The following is an 18,419-nucleotide window of genomic DNA, read 5'->3' as shown; positions in this document are numbered from 1 at the left end:
CCGAGTGAAGGTGTGTGGGATTGTGCGCGACTGTGTCGCCTTCTGTGAAGCCGGTTTTCCGGAACGTTATGACGAGAGCGCGAATCTGCTCAGTTCGCCGGGCAGCCGGGAGCCGAGCGGCGCCATGTCACCGTCCGCTCCGTGCCGGGCCAGCAGGTCGAGGGCGAGCCGTCCGCGCCGCACCCGCTCCTTGGCGGTGGCCAGGGTCAGTTCCCGCAGGTGGTGCCCGTAGGGGTAGATCCCGGGCGCCTTGGACAGCCCGAACTTCAGATAGAGCGGGGCGCCGCGCCGGATCAGCTCGGCGACCTCGTACATCCGCACATAACCGCCCAGGTCGTCGGGGGCCTCGATGTACATGTCCATGGGGGCGCCGGAGACCCGGCGGATGTCGGTGAGGTGGTCCAGCGTCAGGTCGCTGGGCACGTTGACGGAGTCGGCGCCGAGCCGCTCGTACACCGCGAAGCTCGCCGGGTTGACCGGCCCGATGAGCGCCGAGACCTTCAGTGTGGTGTCGGCCGGGAGGATGCCCCGGGCGCGCGCCCGGTGCAGCGTCCACAGCACGCCCTCGTCCGCGACGAGCAGGCACTTCACGCCCAGCCCGGTCGCGCGCACGGCGTCCTCGACGCACCCCGCGACGGCGTCGTGGCCGCGGGCCCGCGGCCCGGCGCCCCGGGAGTCGCTGCGGGTCGACCCGCCGATGTCCCAGGTGCCGCGCGGGCCGGTGAACAGGCAGAGCTCGATGCCGCGGACGGCGGTCGCCTCGACCATCTCGGTGATCTCGGCGTCGGTCAGCATCCACACCCCGCTGCCCTGGCTGATCCGGTGGACCGGCACGTCCAGGCGCGCGGACTCCGCCAGGACGACCGCCAGCGCCTCGGGACCCTCGCACGAGGGGATCTCGGTACGCCAGCGGCCACCGCCGGGGAAGGTGTGCGGTGAGGCGTCGGCGGGGTCGAGGGCGGGCGCGCCCAGGCCGAGCGCGGCCAGCGCCTGCTCACCGGGTCGGCGGGCCGCCGGGGTGGAAGTGTCGGTCACGAGCTGTCCTTCGTGTTCGATATGTCGGACGAGGTCCGCGGCAGTGCGGATGCGAAGGCAGGGGTGCGTCGGTCGGCGGCCGCCAGGCCGCCTCCGCACAGGCAGGCCCTAGTGCCGCGGCGGGCGGCGTTCACCCGGGCGAACGTCGCCCGCCGCGGCACTAGGGGCGGAGCAGTACCTTGCCGACGCCCGGGTCGCCGGCCCCCACCAACTCGATGGCCCGCGAGAACTCGGTCAGCGGCAGCTGGTGGGTGACCAGCGGCACCGGATCCAGCAGCCCGGCGCCGAACACCCGCACCGCGTGCGCCCAGGCGTCCGGCGGTGCCCCGAAGACGGTGTGCACCTCCAGCTGCCGCACCACCAGATCCGTGGGGTCCAGGCCCTCGGCGCCCGGGGCCGGGATGCCCGTCAGCACCAGCCGGCCGCCGCGCCGCAGCAGCGCGGCGGCGCCCCGGGCGGCGTCGGCGGACCCGGCCGTCTCGATCACCACGTCGACGTCGCCGGGCAGCGGCTGGTCCTTGGTGCGGAAGTCGGTGGCGCCGAACTCCCGCGCCATGGCGGCGCGGTCCGGGCGGGCGCCGACGACCAGCAGCTCGGCCGGGGAGGCGGCCCGCAGGAACTGCACGGCGAACATGCCGAGCGTGCCGGTGCCGACGACGGCGACCCGCTCACCCGGCAGGGCGCGGGCCTTCAGGGCCGCCGCGGCGACGCAGGCCGCCGGTTCCAGCAGGGCGGCGGCGGTCAGGTCGGCGTCGTCCGGGAGGACGTGCAGCAGCCGGGCCGGGAGGGTGAGGGTGGCCGCCATGGCGCCCGGCTGGGTGAAGCCGGTCTCCTCGTACCCGTGCGTGCACAGGGTGGTCTCGCCGGCGTGGCAGCGGTCGCACACCTGGCAGTTGCGGAAGCCCTCCCCGACGACCTTGCGGCCGACCAGCGCCCCGGGGACACCCGGACCGGTCCCGGTGACCGTCCCGGACCACTCGTGGCCCGGGACGAGCGGGTAACGGACGTACCCCTCGGGCCGGTTGCCCTGGTAGACCTCGCGGTCGCTGCCGCAGATGCCGACGGCGTGCACCCGGATCTGCGCCTCCCCGGGGCCGGGCGGCCGGGGGGTGTGCGCGACGAGCCGGTGCTCGCCGGGCGCCTCGACGACGACGGCGGTGCTCACCGCTGCGCGCCCTCGGGCCTGCGCCGCTCCCAGCCCTCGGCCCACAGGTCGAAGCGCGCCTGCTGCTGCGGGAACTCGGCGGCCGCGTCGGTGTCCAGCTCGACGCCGAGGCCGGGCGCGTCGGAGAGGTGGAAGCAGCCGTCCTCCGGGTTCACCTGGGGCGCGCCCTTGACGACCTTCTTGATCTCCGCGTCGGCGAAGTCGTTGAAGTGCTCAAGGATCTTGAAGTTGGGGGAGGTGAAGCCGACCTGGAGGGACGCGGCGGTGAGCACCGGCCCGCCGACGTTGTGCGGCGCGACCAGCATGTAGTGGGTCTCGGCGGTGGCGGCGAGCTTGCGGGTCTCCCAGATGCCGCCGACGTGGCCGACGTCCGGCTGGACGATGTCGACGGCCTGGCTCTCGAACAGCTCGCGGAACTCGGTCCGGTCGTGGATCCGCTCACCGGTGGCGACCGGCATGTCGACCTTGGCGGCGACCTTCTCCAGGGCCTTGAGGTTCTCCGGCGGGACGGGCTCCTCCAGCCAGGCCGGCTCGAAGGGCGCCAGCTCGCGGGCGAGCCGGACCGCGGTGGCGGGGGAGAAGCGGCCGTGCATCTCCAGCATCAGCTCGGCCTCGGGGCCGATCGCGTCCCGGACCGCCTCGACGAGGGAGACGGCGTAGCGGGTCCGTTGGTGGTCCAGCTCGAAGTGGCCGGTGCCGAAGGGGTCGATCTTCAGCGCCCGGTAGCCGCGCGCCATGACCTCCCGGGCGGCCTCGTGGTACGCCTCGGGCGTGCGCTCCGTGGTGTACCAGCCGTTGGCGTACGCCTTGACCCTGTCGGTGACCCTGCCGCCCAGCAGCTGCCACACCGGCACGCCCAGGGCCTTGCCCTTGATGTCCCAGCAGGCCGTCTCGATCACGGCGATGCCGGACATCACGATCTCGCCGGCCCGCCCGTAGTCGCCGTACTTCATGCGGCGGACCAGGTCTTCCACCGCGAACGGGTCGGAGCCGAGAACGTGGTTGGCCTCGGCCTCCTTCAGGTAGCCGAGCAGCGCGTCGGTGTGGCCCAGCATCCGGGTCTCCCCGACGCCGGTGACGCCCTCGTCGGTGTGCACCTGGACGTAGGTCAGGTTGCGCCACGGCGTCCCGACCACGTGCGTGCTGATTCCGGTGATGCGCACGGCAGTTGCCTCTCGTGAACGTTCGGCCCTGTTCGATATTTCGTCATACGTTCGAAATGCTGGCGTGACAGTAAGGAGGCGGCGGCGGGGTGTCAACGGGTCCGGCGGGCAACGGTTCCGAGACGCTCGCGACCGGTTTCGGGGTAATGCGCGCGGCTTGCCCGTGTGGCGCCACGCCGGAAGAAGTTGTTCCGCACAGAACATTCACGGCGTCGCCTATGAACGTTACCGATCGAAAACTTAGCCTTCCCGCGTCATGGACTACTGCCTCCCGTGCCGACGGCACCTGAACGGCGCCGTCACCTGCCCGGGCTGCGGCACGCCGGCCGAACAGTTCCACGCGTACGCGGAGGAGACCGTCGTGCCCGCCGTCGTACGGACGGACGTGCAGGCCGACATGCGGACCGGCGTGCAGGCCGACATGCGGGCCGACGTGCGCACGGACGTCGTCACGGTGGTCCGGCCGGCGGGGCCCGGCGAGTTCCACGCCGCCGCCCACGAGCCCGACGAGGACCCCGACGAGGACCCCGGCGAGCGCGACGGCGACCGCCCCGGGCGCGGGTCCCGGCGCCACCGGCCCGAGGTGAGCCGTCGCGACCGCAAGGCCGCGGCCCACCGCCGCCGCCGGCGCCGCACCCTGCTCGTCGCGGCCGGGTTCGTGCTGGCCGCCGGCGCCCTGAGCCTGGCCGAACTGGGCCTGGACGCGACCGGATCGGCGCCGCGGCCGCCGGCGGCCGGCGACCCCTCGGCCGACGGCGGGGCCGAGGCCGAGTCGGACGAGACGGCCGACCCGCTGACCGGCGCCGCCCCGGACGCCGCCCCGGGGAAGGGCACGGCCTCCCCGGGCGCCTCGGACTCGCCCTCCCCGTCGGCGTCCGCCTCGGACGAGGACGAGCCGGACGGCGAGGAGTCGGCGAGCCCGGCCGGGACGGACGCGGCGTCCCCGTCGGACGGCCCGTCGCCCACCGACCCGGCGGCCCCGCCCGCACCGGTGCCGACACCGACGCCGACGGCGGACCCGACGACCGCGGAACCGGCCCCGGAGCCGTCCCCCACCAAGACCTGCGACCGGTTCCTGTGGTGGTGCACCTAGGAGGCGTCCCGCCCCGCGGACCGGTGGCCGGCCGGCGGCCGCCCGCCGGAACCCGGCGGCGGGGCGCCGGCTTCGCCCAGCGGTGAGGAGGGCACGGGCGTGCGGGAACGCGCTGTGTCCCGCGCCTGTACAAGCGGCTCCGGCGGGCGTATGCCAAAAGAGGAGGCCGGCCCCCGTCGTCACGTGACCCGGGCCCCGGTCTCGGCCTCGGGTCCCCGGCCGACTGCCGAGAGCACCTCCCGCACACCCTGGAACGCCCCCCACGGTCCGGAAGTTCAGGAGTCTCCCCCATGAAGCCAGCAGGCTCTGCGTCAACCACCCTTCTCGCGGCGCTGACAACGTTATCCGCGGGCCTTGTCGTCGGCGGGACGCCGGCCACCGCCTCGGCGGCACCCGCGGCCGTGTGCAACAGGTACTGCGATGCGAGGGACCCGTCACTGAGCCCTCAGGACCGCGTGGCCGTGACCGCCGGCACCGCCTCCCGGACCATCGCCCTGCACTTCGACGACGCCGACGCGATGGGCTGGGCGTCCATCGACAACGGCGGTCCGGGTGACCGGGTGTGGCTGGACCGGTCCATGGACGGCGGCCGGACCTGGGCCTCGGGCAGCCGCCTGGGCGACACCACGGTGCCGGCCGGGAACCGGGGCTGGCGGACCCAGATGTACAACGTCGACGACTGGAACACGCGGGAGGTCGGTGCGCTCAGGGCCTGCGGACAGCCGGCGGGCGGCGCCATCGCGTGCACGCCCTGGGCCCGGACCACCTGGAACGCGGGCAGCAGGAGCACCGCGGCCGCCACCGCGCTCATGATGTCCTTCGACCGCGACAGCAGGCTCTTCGGCGGCAACGGCTGGTGGACCGGCGCCAACGCGCTCACCGCGGTCATCGACAACATCCGGGTCAGCGGGATGGGCAGCTACGCCTACGCGATCGCCGAGACCTACGACAGGCACCTCGGCGCACAGCAGGGCCAGTTCCGCAACGATTACCTGGACGACACCGGATGGTGGGGCCTGGCCTGGATCAAGGCCTACGACCTGACCGGCGACCGCCGCTACCTCGACACCGCGAGGGTCGACGCGGACCACATGAACGCGAACTGGAACAGCACCTGCGGCGGGGGCGTCCGGTGGAGCACCAACGGGAACTACAAGAACGCCATCACCAACGAACTCTTCCTCCAGCTGAACGCGGCGCTGCACAACCGCCTCCCCGGCGACACCACCTACCTGGACCGGGCGAGGCGGGTGTGGACCTGGTTCCGCGGCAGCGGCATGATCAACGCCGACCGGATGATCAACGACGGCCTCGACGACGCCTGCGCCAACAACGGCCAGCCGACCTGGACCTACAACCAGGGAGTCGTCCTGGCCGGGCTGACCGAGCTGTACCGGGCGACCGGCGACTCCGCCCTGCTCTCGACCGCACGCACGCTGGCCGACGCCTCCACCGTCAACCTCCAGAGCGACGGCGTGCTCCGGGAACCGCGCGAGAGCGACAGCTGCACCGGTGACGGCTCGTCGTTCAAGGGCGCCTACGTGCGGGGACTGGGCGAACTCAACCGCCAGTTGCCGGACCGTCCCTACGCCGCGACGATCAAGCGTTGGGCCGACAGCGCATACAGCCGCAACCGCAACGCACTCGACCAGTACGGACCGCACTGGGCCGGGGGCAGTGGCACGCCCGACTACGGCTGCCAGCAGAGCGTCCTCGACCTCCTCAACGCCGACCACGGCGGCTGAGCGCCGACTACGGCGGCTGAGACGGCCACCGGGACCGGGCGGAAGATCCGCACCGGCGGCCGGGACCGGGCGGAAGATCCGCACCGGCGGCCGGGACCGGGCGGAAGACCCGCGCCGGCGGCCGGGATCGGGCGGAAGATCCGCGCCGGCGGCCGGGACCGGGCGGAAGATCCGCACCGGCGGCCGGGACCGGGCGGAAGACCCGCGCCGGCGGCCGGGATCGGGCGGAAGATCCGCGCCGGCGGCCGGGACCAGGCGGAAGACCCGCACCGGCGGAACCGGCGGGGGCGGGGCACGGCGGCATCTCACCGGGGGGAGGTGCCGCCGTCCGGCATTCCACGCCGGATGCGCGCGGCTGTCCTGTGTCCGGGAGCGCAATGCCGCAACCCTCGTTTGGGTTGCCGGACCGGTCCGACGGCGTTTTGGGCCCGGAGCCCAGCGCCGTCCGTCCGGCCCGGGCTCCCGGCCCAATGCTCCGGGGTGGCAATCGTGAAATCTGTTGCCGCACGGCCCGAACGGGTCGCCGTACGAGTCCGCGGAGCGGGTTGCGCACCGCGGGCCGCCCCACCCTGCCGACGCCGTCCGGCAGACGATCACCCGTAGGAGACGACCATGTCGCACGCTCACGACAAGCACGCTCCCGCCCTCCTGCGCCGAGCAGTTCTCGCCGGGGGTGCCGGACTGGCGGGTGCGGGGCTGATGGCCTCCCCCGCCTCCGCCGCGGCGCCCTCCCCCGGCTCGGCGTCCGGCGCGAGGGACCTGGCCGTCCAGAAGGAGATCGAGACCGTCGTGCTTACCGAACGGTGGGCGCGCGACATGGCGCGCTGGGACGTCATGGCCGAGCAGTTCCACCCCGACTCGCTGGTCGACATCTCCTGGATCCGGGCCGACGGGCCCGAGTTCGTCCGCCTCTCCCGGCAGAGCTTCGAGGCCGGCGGACGCAGCTGTCACGTCCTCAGTCCCGTGCTGATCCAGGTCAACGGCGACCGTGCCACCGCGGACACCGGGGTGGTCATCGCCGGACGTCTCAGCGTGGGTGGTGTGGGCCTGTTCCTCACCGCCTACAGCCGGATCGTGGAGCGACTGGAGAAGCGCGGGCGGGACTGGCGCATCAGCGAACTGAAGTGCGTGTACCAGTTCGACTACCTGACGCCGGAGAACCCGGACGACACCGTCGCTCTCGACCCGGACCGGCTGGCCCGCTACCGGTCGTCCTACTCGGCACTGTCCTACTGGGTGGAGGAGACGCGGGGCGCCGCCGCCGTCCGCGACGACCTGCCCGGGGTCGACCGGCCCGAGACGATCGCGGAGCTGTACGACGCCAACAGCGCCTGGCTCGCCCGGGGCCGCTGAGCGTCACCGACGCCAAAGCGTCGAGGGCACGCGCCTCGGCCCGACGGCCCGCCCGGTGCGCAACGGGCCCGGCCCGGTCGGCGGACACCCCCAGGGACGTCTCGCCGATCACGCCGGGCCCGCGGCGCCGGTCCGTCCCGGTCGGCGCCTAGGCCCTTTCCCGAACCAACGACGCAGGCAGCACGGCCGTCGTGCCTAGTCCCACCAGAACGACCAGGAAGTCCGTCCCATGAGGTCCATCGCATACTCGGGAAACGGTGTGGGCGGGTCGTCGACGATGTTGTTGGCGGTCGAGAGCACGTGTTCCAAAGCGAGCAGGTTCGCGTGCTCTGCTTCGACGGGTGGCCTCGCGACTGATACGTGCAGCTCGCTGCCGAACACCGCCATGACCCGGGCGCCGAAGCGGTCCTCCCAGCTCCGCAGGAGTGCACACAGCAGAGGCAGCGGTGCCTCCGCGGACCAGCCGATCGACGCCAGGGCGTCGCTGCTGCGATGGGCAGGGACAAGAACGAGCCGACACTCGTCCAGCCCGAACTGCCCCGTCTCGATGAACCAAGACAGCAGGCTTGCCGCCGCTTCCTCGGGCTTCAGGTCTGCGGACGCAGCCGGCATCTGCGGTGCCAGGCCGGGCCACTGCTCGAAGGGCGGCCCGGGGTCGTGTGGCCATGGTTCGACTCCCTCAGGCGCTGGGGCCGGTGTCGGGTCCATCCAGAAGGGCAGCCTCCTGCGCCGGTACTCGGCGAAGTCCGTGGCCAGCACCTCCTCCAGGCGGACGGCATCGACGTGGTCCAGGCCGAGCGGCCTTCCCAGGGCATCGGGCCAGCACAGGAGCGGAACCAGGCCACGGGCTTTCTGCTCGCTCAACAGGCGAGGCCACAGCTGATCGACGTCTTGAGGAAATTCGTCAGAGACCCACACGCGTGTGGGGCCGGAAGACAGGAACCGGCCGGGAGGCAGACCATCGGGCAGGACAAACGACATGGTCGCACCGTAGACCGTGGTGCTGACAGCGCGGCTACCCGCAAGGCACAAAGACTCCCCGCCAGCAGTGATCCAAACGAATTGCCCTAGGGGGAGGGGGTGGACGCACCGTTCCCCGCGGCCGGCCTGATCCGGAAGGCCGGTTCCGGCCCGGGTGCGCGGCCGCCGGACGCGGTCCCCTTCGCCCAGCCCTCCAGCAGGTCCGCGAATCCGGCCGACCGCTCGGCCCAGTCGAGTTCGGCCAGCGCCGCCGCCCGGCCGCACGCGGCCGCGTCCAGGCGCAGCCGCGGCTCGGTGCGCAGCCGCCGTACCGCCCGCGCGGCCGCCGCCGGGTCCCCGTAGGGGACGACCAGGCCGCAGCGGTGCCGCCGCACCAGGCCGGCCGCCAGCGGGTTCGGCGTGGTGACCACGGGCACGCCGTGGGCCATGTACTCGACGACCTTGGTGGGCCGCGAGTGACGGTAGTTGGGCTGGTCGTGCAGCAGGGAGAGGCCGGCCAGGGCACCGGAGAGCCGGGCCAGGGCGAGGTCGTTGGGCAGGTAGCCGTGCCAGTCCAGGACGCCCGCGCGGCCGGCCTCGGCGAGGGCGTCCCGCACGTCCGCGTCGGCCGGGCCGATCACCTCCACCCGCACCTCCGGCGCCAGCAGCCGCGCCGTCTCCACCAGGTCCAGCGCGCCCCGCGCCCGCGACAGGTGCCCCAGGTAGACGACCCGGTCGGTGCCGGGCGGCGCGGGCGGCGCGGCCGGCACGGTGGGCAGGTTCGGCACGACGGGATGCGCACGGCGGAACCGGTCCTGGTAGGCCTCCTCGGCGAGCAGCAGCCGTACGTGCCGCTCCGCCAGGCGTTCCGCCGCCCGTACCGCCACCCGCAGCGGTGGCCGCAGCGCCGCCGGCAGCCAGCGCTTCATCGTCAGCGCCGCCGCCGTGTCCTCGTGCACGTCCCACACGGTCACCGGCGCCCGCCCGGACCGCCGCCACCGGCGCAGGGTGCCGGGCAGGGCGAGCAGCAGCTCCGGGTCGTGCAGCAGCACCACGTCCGCCTCCGGCCCGCGCCCGGCGAGCAGGGCGCGCGCCGCGCGCAGCGCCGCCGCGCGGTCGCGGCCGGCGGCCCGGGGCAGGTCCACGCCCTCGACACCCGGGCGCGGCACCACCCCGCGCGCCCCGAACGGAGCGGCGTACACCACCCGGTGGCCGCGCTCGGTCAGCGCGGCGATCTCCCGGTGCAGGATCCGCGCGTCCTCGGGATGGTGGACGACGGTGACCACGAGTATCCGCATCAGAGCAGCACCTTTCGGCTCCGCCCGGCCCGCTACAGCACCTCGACCCCGGGCCGGAAGATCCGCCCCCGGGTGTCGAACAGCAGGCGGGCCGCGTCGGCCAGGGCGGGCAGGTCGTAGGAGGAGTGGTCCTGGAGCAGGATCGTCAGGTCGTGCCCGGACGCGGCGGCCGCCGGGTCGTCGACGCGGGGGACCGGCACGCCGTCGACGCGCCAGTCGGTGACGTGCGGGTCGTGGAAGGAGACCTCGGCCTGCCGCTGCCGCAGCAGCCGGGCCACCGGCACGGCCGGGCTCTCCCGCTGGTCGGCGACGTCGGGCTTGTAGGTGACCCCGAGCAGCAGCACCCGGGAGCCGTGCAGCGGCCGGCCGGCGGTGTTGAGCAGGTCCTGGGCGCGCCGCACGACGTACTCGGGCATCCGCCGGTTGATCTCCTGGGCCAGCTCCACGAACCGGAACTCGTAGCCGAGCGACGAGCGCACCTTGTACGACAGGTAGTTCGGGTCGATGGGGATGCAGTGCCCGCCCACCCCGGCGCCCGGCCGGAAGGCCTGGAAGCCGAACGGCTTGGTGCTCGCGCAGCGGATCGCGTCCCACAGGTCGACGCCCAGCTCGTGGCTGATGACGGCGAGTTCGTTGACGAGGGCGATGTTGACGTGCCGGTAGGTGTTCTCCAGCAGCTTGGCCATCTCGGCCTCGCGGGTGCCCCTCGCCTGCACGACCGTGTCGACCAGCTTGCCGTAGAAGGCGACCGCCCGGGCGGCGCAGGAGGGGGTGCAGCCGCCGACCACCTTGGGGGTGTCGCGCAGTCCGTGCCCGGTGTTGCCCGGGTCGATGCGCTCCGGCGAGAAGGCGAGGGCGAAGTCCTCCCCGGCCCGCAGCCCCGACCCCCGCTCCAGCAGCGGCCGGACGACCTCCTCGGTGGTGCCCGGATAGGTGGTGGACTCCAGCACGACGAGCCGGCCGCGCCGCAGCCGGCCCGCCAACGCCTCGACGGCGGCGGTGACCGCGCTCAGATCGGGCCCGCCGTCCCCGTTGAGCGGGGTCGGCACGCAGATCACCACGGTCTGCGCGCGGGCCAGGCAGTCGTCGTCGGTGTACGCCAGGAAGCCCGCCGCCAGCATCCGGCGGACGTCCTCGTCGGAGACGTCGTCCACGTGGGAGCGTCCGGCGTTGAGCCCGGCGACGACCCGCGGGTCGCGGTCCAGGCCCACGACTTTCAGGCCGACGGCCGCCGCCTCCCGGGCGAGCGGCAGTCCGACGTATCCCAGCCCGACCACCGCCAGTTCGGCGGTGGGGGCTATGTCCGGTTCCCCGGGCGATTCGGTCTGCTGGACCTGCATAGGGCTTCACCCCTGCCTTGTCGCGGGACCTGCCGGTCCGCCTCTCAAGCGCAGCCGAGGGTGCGGTACGCCTCGCGGGTGGTCTCGGCGACGCACGTCCAGGTGCGGTCGCGTGCGACGGACTCGCGGGCGGCAGCTCCCCATTCGGCTCGGCCGTTTCGACTGTAAAGCAGGAGTTCGATCGCATCTGCCCAAGCTTGTGGGGATTGCGGGGGGACGAGGTGCCCGGTCGCCCCCGGCTGGACGAGCTCCCGCAGCGCGGGTACGTCACTGGCCACCACCGGCAGCCCGCTCGCCATCGCCTCGACCGGCTTCAGCGGCGTCACCAGCCGGCACACCCGCGCGTCGGTGCGCGGCACCGCGAACATGTCCAACACCGCGTGATAGAGCCGGACTTGGGCGTGCGGCACCCGGCCGGTGAACACCGCGGTCCCGTCGTCCAGGCCCAGCCGGCCGGCCAGCCGCAGCAGCGCCGCGCGCTCCGGTCCGTCGCCCACGACCAGCAGCCGCAACGGCACCCCGCGGCGCCTCAGCTCGGCACCCGCATGGAGCAACGTGCCGATTCCCTCGTGTGGCGTAAGGCTGCTGACCGTGCCGACCACGAAGTCGTCCGGCGCGATGCCCAGCCGGGCCCGCAGCGGCGCCCCGTCCGGCAGCGGGGCCAGGAACCCCTCGTCCACCGCGTTCGGCACGAGCCGCACCCGCTCCTCGGGCACGCCCCGCGCCACGATCTCCGCCTTCATCGCCGCGCCCAGCGTCAGCACCAGGTCCGCCTCGCGCATGCAGTGCGTCTCCAGCTCGCGGCGGGCCCGGTAGGCCGGGTCGGCGGGGGTCCGTCCCGGCGCCTGGGTCAGCCAGGTGTCCTCCAGGAAGCCGCGCACCTCGTAGACCACCGGCAGCCCGTAGGCCGCGCGCAGGGCCAGCGCCACCCGCCCGTTGCCGTGGTCGGTGGCCGGGTGCAGCACGGCGGGCCGCAGCCGCTCCACCAGCCGGCCGGCCAGCTCGGCGTTGCGGGCCAGCCCCGCCGCCTGCCCGTACGGCAGCCACGGCGGCAGCAGCCGGTGCTGCGGCACCCCGCCCACCGTCTGCACGGGCCGGGCGTCGAGCACCCCCTGCGCCACCGGGAAGCCGATCCGGGTCACGACGTGCGGATCGAGCCCGGCGGCGCGCTGCGCCTGGGCGATCTGCTGGGTGCGCACGGTGTAGCCGGCGTGCTTGAACGGCAGCCCGTTGGTGACCAGGTGCAGCACCCGGCCCGGCACCGGCCGGACCGTCCGGGCGGGCGGCGGGGGCACCCGTACCCCGGATGGAGCAGCGGCCGGACCGGCCGTGCGGGCCCGGCCGGCGAGCCGCCGTTCCAGCGGCCGGGCCCGGTGCCGCACGGGCGCCGGCAGCAGCCGCACCCCCAGCAGGGCGGCCCTGAGGGGGTCTTGGCGCAGCTCGCCCCACGCCACGGATGCGGCCAGACTGAGCGCACGGAGGATATGACGCGACATGCCGTCACGTTAGGCGGCGAGAGCGGAGAAAGTACGACATGAACGGCCGCATACTTCACGTCGTCGGCACCCGACCGAACTTCGTCAAGGCCGCCCCGGTCGTCGCCGCACTGCGCACGGCGGGCTGCGACCAGGTGCTGGTGCACACCGGTCAGCACTACGACGAACGGATGTCGGACATCTTCTTCCGGCAGCTCGGGCTGCCCGAGCCGGACACCGATCTCGGCGTCGGCTCCGGCAGCCACGCCCGGCAGACGGCCGGCCTGCTGGTCGCCCTGGAGGGCGAACTGACCGCGCGGGACCCCGCCCTCGTGATGGTCTACGGGGACGTCAACTCCACGCTGGCGGCCGCCCTGGCCGCCGCCAAGCTGGGCCTGCCGGTGGCCCACGTGGAGGCGGGCCTGCGCAGCTTCGACACGGCGATGCCGGAGGAGGTCAACCGGCGGCTGGTCGACCAGCTGGCCGAGCTGCTCTTCGCCACCAGCCCGGAGGCGGTGGGCCACCTCGCCCGGGAGGGCGTCGCACCGGGCCGGATCCATCTCGTCGGCAACCCCATGATCGACACCCTGCTCACCCACCTGGACCGCTTCGACCCGGCCGCCGCCCGGTCCGCCCACGGGCTGCCCGGGCGCTACGCCGTGGTCACCCTGCACCGCCCCGCCAACGTCGACGACCCCGAGGCGGCGAGGGCGGCCGCCCGCGTCCTCTCCGAGGCGGCCCGGCTCGTCGACCTCGCCGTGCCCCTGCACCCGCGCGGCCGGGCCGCGCTCGGCGCCGCCGGCCTGGACGGCGCACCCGGCGTCCACGTCCTGGACCCGCTGGGCTACGTCGAGTTCATGAGCCTGGTGCGCGGCGCGGCCGCCGTCGTCACCGACTCGGGCGGGGTCCAGGAGGAGACCACCGTCCTGGGCGTGCCGTGCCTGACCCTGCGCACCACGACCGAGCGCCCGGTCACCGTCAGCCACGGCACCAACCGGCTGGTCGGCCACGCCGAACTGGTCCCCGCGCTGCGCAAGGTGCTGGACGGCGGGCAGCCGGCGCCCGACGAGGGCCCACCGCTGTGGGACGGGCGGGCCGGCGCCCGGATCGCCGCCGAGGTCACCCGCTGGCTGGACCACCGTGTCTGAGGCCACCCGCGTCCACTGGGACACCCGCCACCGCGTGCACGACGACCTCGCCTCCGGCGGCCACACCGGCCTGGACCGCGCGGGCAACGAGATCTTCTACGCGGTGCGGCTCGGCGCCCTGCTCCCGCTGATCGGCGACGTGTCCGACGGGGCGGCCCCGCTGTTCGTGCTCGACGCGGGCTGCGGCAAGGGGCACTTCGCCCGCGCGCTGGCCCGCTGCGGCCACCGCGTCGACGCCTTCGACGTGAGCGAGGAGGCCGTCGCCCACGCCCGCGCCCGGGGCGGCGGCCCGCGCTGGGCCGTCGCCTCCCTCGACGAGTGGCGCAGCCCCTGGCCGTACGACGTCGTGCTCTGCGTCGACGTGCTCTTCCACCTGCTCGACGACGCGGAGTGGGCGGCCGGCCTGCGCAACCTCGCCTCGCTGGTGCGGCTCACCGGACGGCTGATCCTCACCGACGAGGACCCCGGGACCCGCCGGCCGCGCGGCGAGCACATCCTGCACCGCCCGGCCGCCGAGTACACCGGGCTGCTCGCACCCCTCGGCCTGCGGCACACGCTGTTCACCCCCTACGGCTTCCGCGAGAACGAGGTCGGCTTCCACGTCTTCACGAGGACCCGCTGATGCGCCTGACCGATCTGCTCCACCCCCACCTGGACGGCGTCACCACCGTGGTGGACGCCACCGACGGCGGGCTCGACCTGGAGCCCTACCTGCACCTGCCCGGCGACGTCGCCCTGCACCACGGCGAACGGGACGTCGGCGCCGGCGAGCTGGTGATCGTGTCCTACGGGCCCGACCCGGCGCTGCACGGCACCGAGACCGACTGCCTCGCCGTCCTGCGGCGCATGCGCCCCGGCGGCCGCGGCCTGGTCCTGTTCGGCCACCGCGGGCCCGAACTGCCCTACCACCCCGTCCTCGACGCCCTGGTGGCCCACCGCTGCCAGGTACTGCGCGCCGCACCGCTCGACTACGCGCACCTGCACGCGGGCGCGGTGTTCGCGCGCACCGACGAACTCCTGCCGCCGCACGACTGGTTCGGCCGGCCCGTCCCCGCGGAGGGCTTCGCCACCGCGCTGCGGATGGCCGACGAGTACGTCTTCGGCGACCTGGTCTCCCGCACTTTGCGCGCCCGGCTGCTGGACCTGGAACGCGAGGCCGAGGAGGCGGAACGCGCCCGGGGGCCCGTCCCCGAGGACGGCCTCGCCGAGCGCCTGGCCGCCGCCGTGCGGGAGAAGGAGCACCTGGCGGCCGCGCTGAACGGGGCCCGGGAGCGGCTCGGCCTGATGCAGGCCCGGGTGGCCATGCTGGAGGGCTCGACCTCGCTGCGGGTGGGCCGCGCCCTGGTGTCGGCGGCGCGCTCGCCCCGGCACGAGGCGGCACGGCTGCCGCGGGAGCTGTACGGGCTGTGGCGCCGGCGGACCAGGCCGCGGGCCGTGTCCGCCACGGCGGCACCGCGCGCGGCCGTGCGGGAGGCGGTGCCCGACGGGCGGCTGCACCTCGCCCACCGCGCCTTCGCCTCGGCACCCCGCGACCGGCTGGTGATCGCCGGGGTGCTCACCGGGGCCACCGCCGCCGACCTCGCGGCCGACGCCGTGGTCAACCGGGTGCTGCCGCACGACGGACGGCTGGTGGTGCGGCGCACCGACCCGGACGCCCTGGTCGTCCAGCTGAGCGCCTGCACGGGCGAGGGCCCCTGGGCGCACACCGGCACCGGACTCGCCCCCGACCTCGACCGGAGGCTGGCCGAGGTGCTCACCGAGACCCGGGCGGCGGGCCGTTCCTGCGTGCTGTGGCGGGACGGCCCGGCCTCGGCGGCCCCCGGCCTGACCCGGCTGCCCTGGGACGCCGTCCTGGACGCGGACCCCGGGGTCCGGCTGGCCGGCCTGGACCCGGCGGCGGTCGGCCGGCAGCGGCTGCGCGAGGTGTTCCGGGCGGACAGCACCCGGGTGCGCCTGTCGCAGCTGGCCCGCCGGATCGGCGGCCCCGACCCGCTGGAGCAGCGCCGCGTCGCGGTGCTGGCCGACCCGCGGGACCGGGCCGACGTCGCCCGGCTCGCCGCCCAGGTGCTGTGCCAGAAGCACCGGCCCGCCGAGGTCGTCGTGCCCGACCCCGCCGGACTCGACGAACTCACCGCCGCCGGGGTGGCCGTACGCACCGGCGAACCGCTCGCGCCCTGGGTCGCCGACTGGACCGACCTCGCCGAGGACCGGCCGGACACCCTGCTGCTGGACCTGATGTGCGCGCAGGAGTACTCCGGCGCCGACGCGGTGGGCAGCACGCCCGCCGCCGACGACTACACCTTCGTCCCCGAACTGCGCCCGCTGCTGGTGCGCCGTTCGCTGCTGATGTCCGGCGCGCCGCCCGAGACCTGGGCGCGCCGGGGACACCGCCTGTTCGCCTGGTGCGGGAAGGAGCCGACATGAGCCGGACACCGAACGCGCTCGTCTACGGTGACGTCGACCTCAATCTGATCGACGGCTCCGCCGTCTGGGCCCAGTCGACGGTGCAGGCACTGTCGCGGGCGGGCTGCCGGACCCGGCTCGTGCTGAAGGCGCCCGTGCGGACCGGGCGGCTGATCGACCCGCTGACCGGGCTGCCCGGTGTCACGGTGGTCCGCCCCGCCGAGGACCGGCTGCTGCCCGGACAGGCCGACCGGCCGCTGTCGCCGGTGCAGGCCTCCCAGGTGCTGGCCCGGCTCGACGAGGACGAGCCGTGCGACCTGCTCGTGCTGCGCGGCCGCCGGCTGGTCGGGCGGGTGGTGGCCGACGGCCGCTTCGCGGGCCGGATCTGGGCCTACCTCACCGACATCCCGCAGTCGGCCGCCGAGATGACCGAGGGGGCCCGCGCGGAACTCGTCCGGATCGCCGAGGCCTCCCAGCGCCTGCTGTGCCAGACCGAGGAACTGCGCTGCCTGCTGGAGTCCTGGGTGCCCCAGGCCTGCGGCAAGTGCGTGCTCAGCCCGCCCGCCGTCCCCGAGCCGGACTTCCCGGTGCCCGCACACGAGCGCCCCCACGAGCCCTTCCGGCTCGTCTACACCGGCAAGTTCGCGCCGCTGTGGAACACCCTGCCCATGACCCGCCTGCCGGCCCTGCTCGCCGAACGGGGCGTCCGGGCGGAGCTGCACACCGTCGGCGACAAGATCCACGACGACCCCTCCCGCCCGGACTTCCGGACCGCCATGGCCCGGGCGCTGGACGCCACCCCGGGTGTCGAGCACCACGGAGGGCAGCCGCGCGAGGAGGCCATGCGCATCGCCGCCGACTGCGACCTCGGCCTCGGCTGGCGCGGGCCCGCCCTCGACGCCAGCCTCGAACTGTCCACCAAGGTGCTGGAGTTCGGCGCGCTCGGGCTGCCCGTCGTGCTCAACCGCACCCCCGCCCACGAGGCGCTGCTCGGCCCGGACTACCCGCTGTACGTGTCCGGGCGCGCCGCACTGGACGACGCCGCCGAGGCGGTCGTGCGGGCCGTGCGCGAGCCAGGGGCCCGGCGCCTGGCCGCAGACCGCTGCCGCGCCGCCGCCGCCCGGTACACCCTCGACGCGGCCGCCGACCGCTGGCGCGCCCAGCTCGGCCAGGTCTTCCCCGCGGCCCCGGCCGCCGTGGCCGCCCGGCCGCGGCCCCTGCGGCTCGGTGTCGCGGGGCACGACCTGAAGTTCCTCACCCGGCTGCTGGACCACTTCCGTACCGTGCCCGGTATCGAGGTGCGCGTCGACGCCTGGCCGGCGCTCGCCCGCCACGACCCGGCCGCCGGACGCGCACTCGCCGACTGGGCCGACGTCGTGGTCGTCGAGTGGTGCGGCCCGGCCGCCGTCTGGTACAGCCGGCACAAACGGCAGGGCAGCCGGCTGATCGTCCGGCTGCACCGCTTCGAACTGGACGCCGAGTGGCCCGCGCAGGTCGACATCGACGCCGTCGACCGGGTGATCTGCGTCAGCGCCTACTACGCCCGCCGCACCCTGGCGGTCACCGGCTGGCCGGAGTCCAAGGTCACCGTCATCCCCAACTGGGTGGACACCGACCAGCTCGACCGCCCCAAGGCACCCGGCGCCCGCTTCCGGCTCGGCATGATCGGCATCGCGCCCAGCCGCAAACGCCTGGACCTGGGCCTCGACGTGCTGGAGGCGCTGCGCGCCCGGGACCGCCGCTGGCACCTGTCGGTGAAGTCCAAGCCGCCCTGGGAGTACTGGTGGATCTGGAACAAGCCCGAGGAGCGCGCGCAGTACGACGCCGTCCTGCGCCGGGTGCAGACCTCGCCGCTGCTCGACGGCGCGGTCGTCTTCGACGACTTCGGGGCGGACGTGGCGAGCTGGCTGCGGCGGGTCGGGAACGTGCTGTCCACCAGCGACGACGAGAGCTTCCACCTCGCCCCCGCCGAGGGCATGGCGTCCGCCGCCGTCCCCGCGCTGCTGCCGTGGACCGGGGCGGACGAGATCTACGACCGGCGGTGGATCCACCAGGACCCGGCCACGATGGCGCAGGCCCTCGCCGAGCTCGACGAGGAGGGCTGGCGGGACGCCGGGCAACTGGCCCGCGCCCAGGTGCGGGAACGGTTCTCCCTGCACCGGGTGGCCCAGGACTGGACGGAGCTGCTGGTCCGCGACTGACGCCCGGCCCGTACGCCGGCGCCCGCGACGGCCGGCCGGG

The 18,419-nt window shown here is 74.7% G+C and carries 14 protein-coding genes; 7 read left to right on the top strand and 7 right to left on the bottom strand.

Translation table 11 applies throughout. The annotated features are described in order from the left end of the window. Positions 1-66: 66 nt before the first annotated feature. From ACFF45_RS02950 to ACFF45_RS02940, 3 genes are all read right to left on the bottom strand, one after another. Positions 67-1,035 (bottom strand): hypothetical protein, encoded by a 969-nt coding sequence (locus ACFF45_RS02950; RefSeq protein WP_381341443.1) that lies wholly within the window; start codon positions 1,033-1,035, stop codon positions 67-69. A gap of 160 nt (positions 1,036-1,195) precedes the next feature. Beyond that, positions 1,196-2,200, bottom strand: a complete 1,005-nt coding sequence (locus ACFF45_RS02945; RefSeq protein ID WP_381341440.1) for a zinc-dependent alcohol dehydrogenase — start codon at positions 2,198-2,200, stop codon at positions 1,196-1,198. Then, positions 2,197-3,363: a mandelate racemase/muconate lactonizing enzyme family protein gene (locus ACFF45_RS02940; protein ID WP_381341437.1), complete on the bottom strand. Its 1,167-nt coding sequence runs from the start codon at positions 3,361-3,363 to the stop codon at positions 2,197-2,199. Before ACFF45_RS02940 ends, ACFF45_RS02945 begins: the two co-directional genes overlap by 4 nt. A gap of 256 nt (positions 3,364-3,619) precedes the next feature. Here ACFF45_RS02940 and ACFF45_RS02935 point away from each other — a divergent pair, with 256 nt between their 5' ends. From ACFF45_RS02935 to ACFF45_RS02925, 3 genes are all read left to right on the top strand, one after another. Beyond that, entirely contained in the window at positions 3,620-4,456 is an 837-nt protein-coding gene (locus ACFF45_RS02935; RefSeq protein WP_381341435.1) for an SCO2400 family protein, read from the top strand. A gap of 290 nt (positions 4,457-4,746) precedes the next feature. After that, positions 4,747-6,201, top strand: coding sequence for a glycoside hydrolase family 76 protein (locus ACFF45_RS02930; protein ID WP_381341433.1), 1,455 nt, complete (start codon positions 4,747-4,749; stop codon positions 6,199-6,201). Between the two features lie 612 nt (positions 6,202-6,813). After that, a complete protein-coding gene (locus ACFF45_RS02925) occupies positions 6,814-7,554 on the top strand; it encodes a nuclear transport factor 2 family protein (RefSeq protein WP_381341430.1) in 741 nt (246 codons plus the stop codon). 195 nt (positions 7,555-7,749) lie between these two features. On the opposite strand, the gene ACFF45_RS02920 is transcribed toward ACFF45_RS02925, so the two are convergent. The 4 genes from ACFF45_RS02920 to ACFF45_RS02905 all read right to left on the bottom strand — a co-directional run bounded on the left by ACFF45_RS02920 (position 7,750) and on the right by ACFF45_RS02905 (position 12,648). Beyond that, positions 7,750-8,535, bottom strand: coding sequence for a DUF4253 domain-containing protein (locus ACFF45_RS02920; protein WP_381341428.1), 786 nt, complete (start codon positions 8,533-8,535; stop codon positions 7,750-7,752). A gap of 86 nt (positions 8,536-8,621) precedes the next feature. Continuing rightward, on the bottom strand, positions 8,622-9,812 hold the full coding sequence (locus ACFF45_RS02915) for a glycosyltransferase (protein WP_381341425.1): 1,191 nt from the start codon (positions 9,810-9,812) through the stop codon (positions 8,622-8,624). A 32-nt stretch (positions 9,813-9,844) separates the two neighbouring features. Then, a complete protein-coding gene (locus ACFF45_RS02910; RefSeq protein WP_381341423.1) occupies positions 9,845-11,152 on the bottom strand; it encodes a nucleotide sugar dehydrogenase in 1,308 nt (435 codons plus the stop codon). A 44-nt stretch (positions 11,153-11,196) separates the two neighbouring features. After that, entirely contained in the window at positions 11,197-12,648 is a 1,452-nt protein-coding gene (locus ACFF45_RS02905; protein WP_381341420.1) for a glycosyltransferase family 4 protein, read from the bottom strand. A 38-nt stretch (positions 12,649-12,686) separates the two neighbouring features. Between ACFF45_RS02905 and wecB the strand changes: the two genes are divergently transcribed. Genes wecB through ACFF45_RS02885 form a run of 4 tightly spaced genes read left to right on the top strand, consistent with a single transcriptional unit; the run spans position 12,687 to position 18,379 of the window. Beyond that, positions 12,687-13,775 (top strand): non-hydrolyzing UDP-N-acetylglucosamine 2-epimerase, encoded by a 1,089-nt coding sequence (gene wecB, locus ACFF45_RS02900; RefSeq protein WP_381341418.1) that lies wholly within the window; start codon positions 12,687-12,689, stop codon positions 13,773-13,775. Next, positions 13,768-14,397, top strand: coding sequence for a class I SAM-dependent methyltransferase (locus ACFF45_RS02895; RefSeq protein ID WP_381341415.1), 630 nt, complete (start codon positions 13,768-13,770; stop codon positions 14,395-14,397). Before wecB ends, ACFF45_RS02895 begins: the two co-directional genes overlap by 8 nt. Beyond that, positions 14,397-16,199: a hypothetical protein gene (locus tag ACFF45_RS02890; RefSeq protein ID WP_381341412.1), complete on the top strand. Its 1,803-nt coding sequence runs from the start codon at positions 14,397-14,399 to the stop codon at positions 16,197-16,199. The genes ACFF45_RS02895 and ACFF45_RS02890 overlap by 1 nt, the downstream gene beginning before the upstream one ends. Next, a complete protein-coding gene (locus ACFF45_RS02885; RefSeq protein WP_381341409.1) occupies positions 16,196-18,379 on the top strand; it encodes a glycosyltransferase in 2,184 nt (727 codons plus the stop codon). Before ACFF45_RS02890 ends, ACFF45_RS02885 begins: the two co-directional genes overlap by 4 nt. Positions 18,380-18,419: the final 40 nt, after the last annotated feature.

It is taken from the genome of Streptomyces cinereospinus, assembly GCF_042430725.1.
GTDB lineage: Bacteria > Actinomycetota > Actinomycetes > Streptomycetales > Streptomycetaceae > Streptomyces > Streptomyces cinereospinus.
Note: the sequence above shows the minus strand (reverse complement) of the source record. Positions and strands in the feature narration are given on the sequence as shown.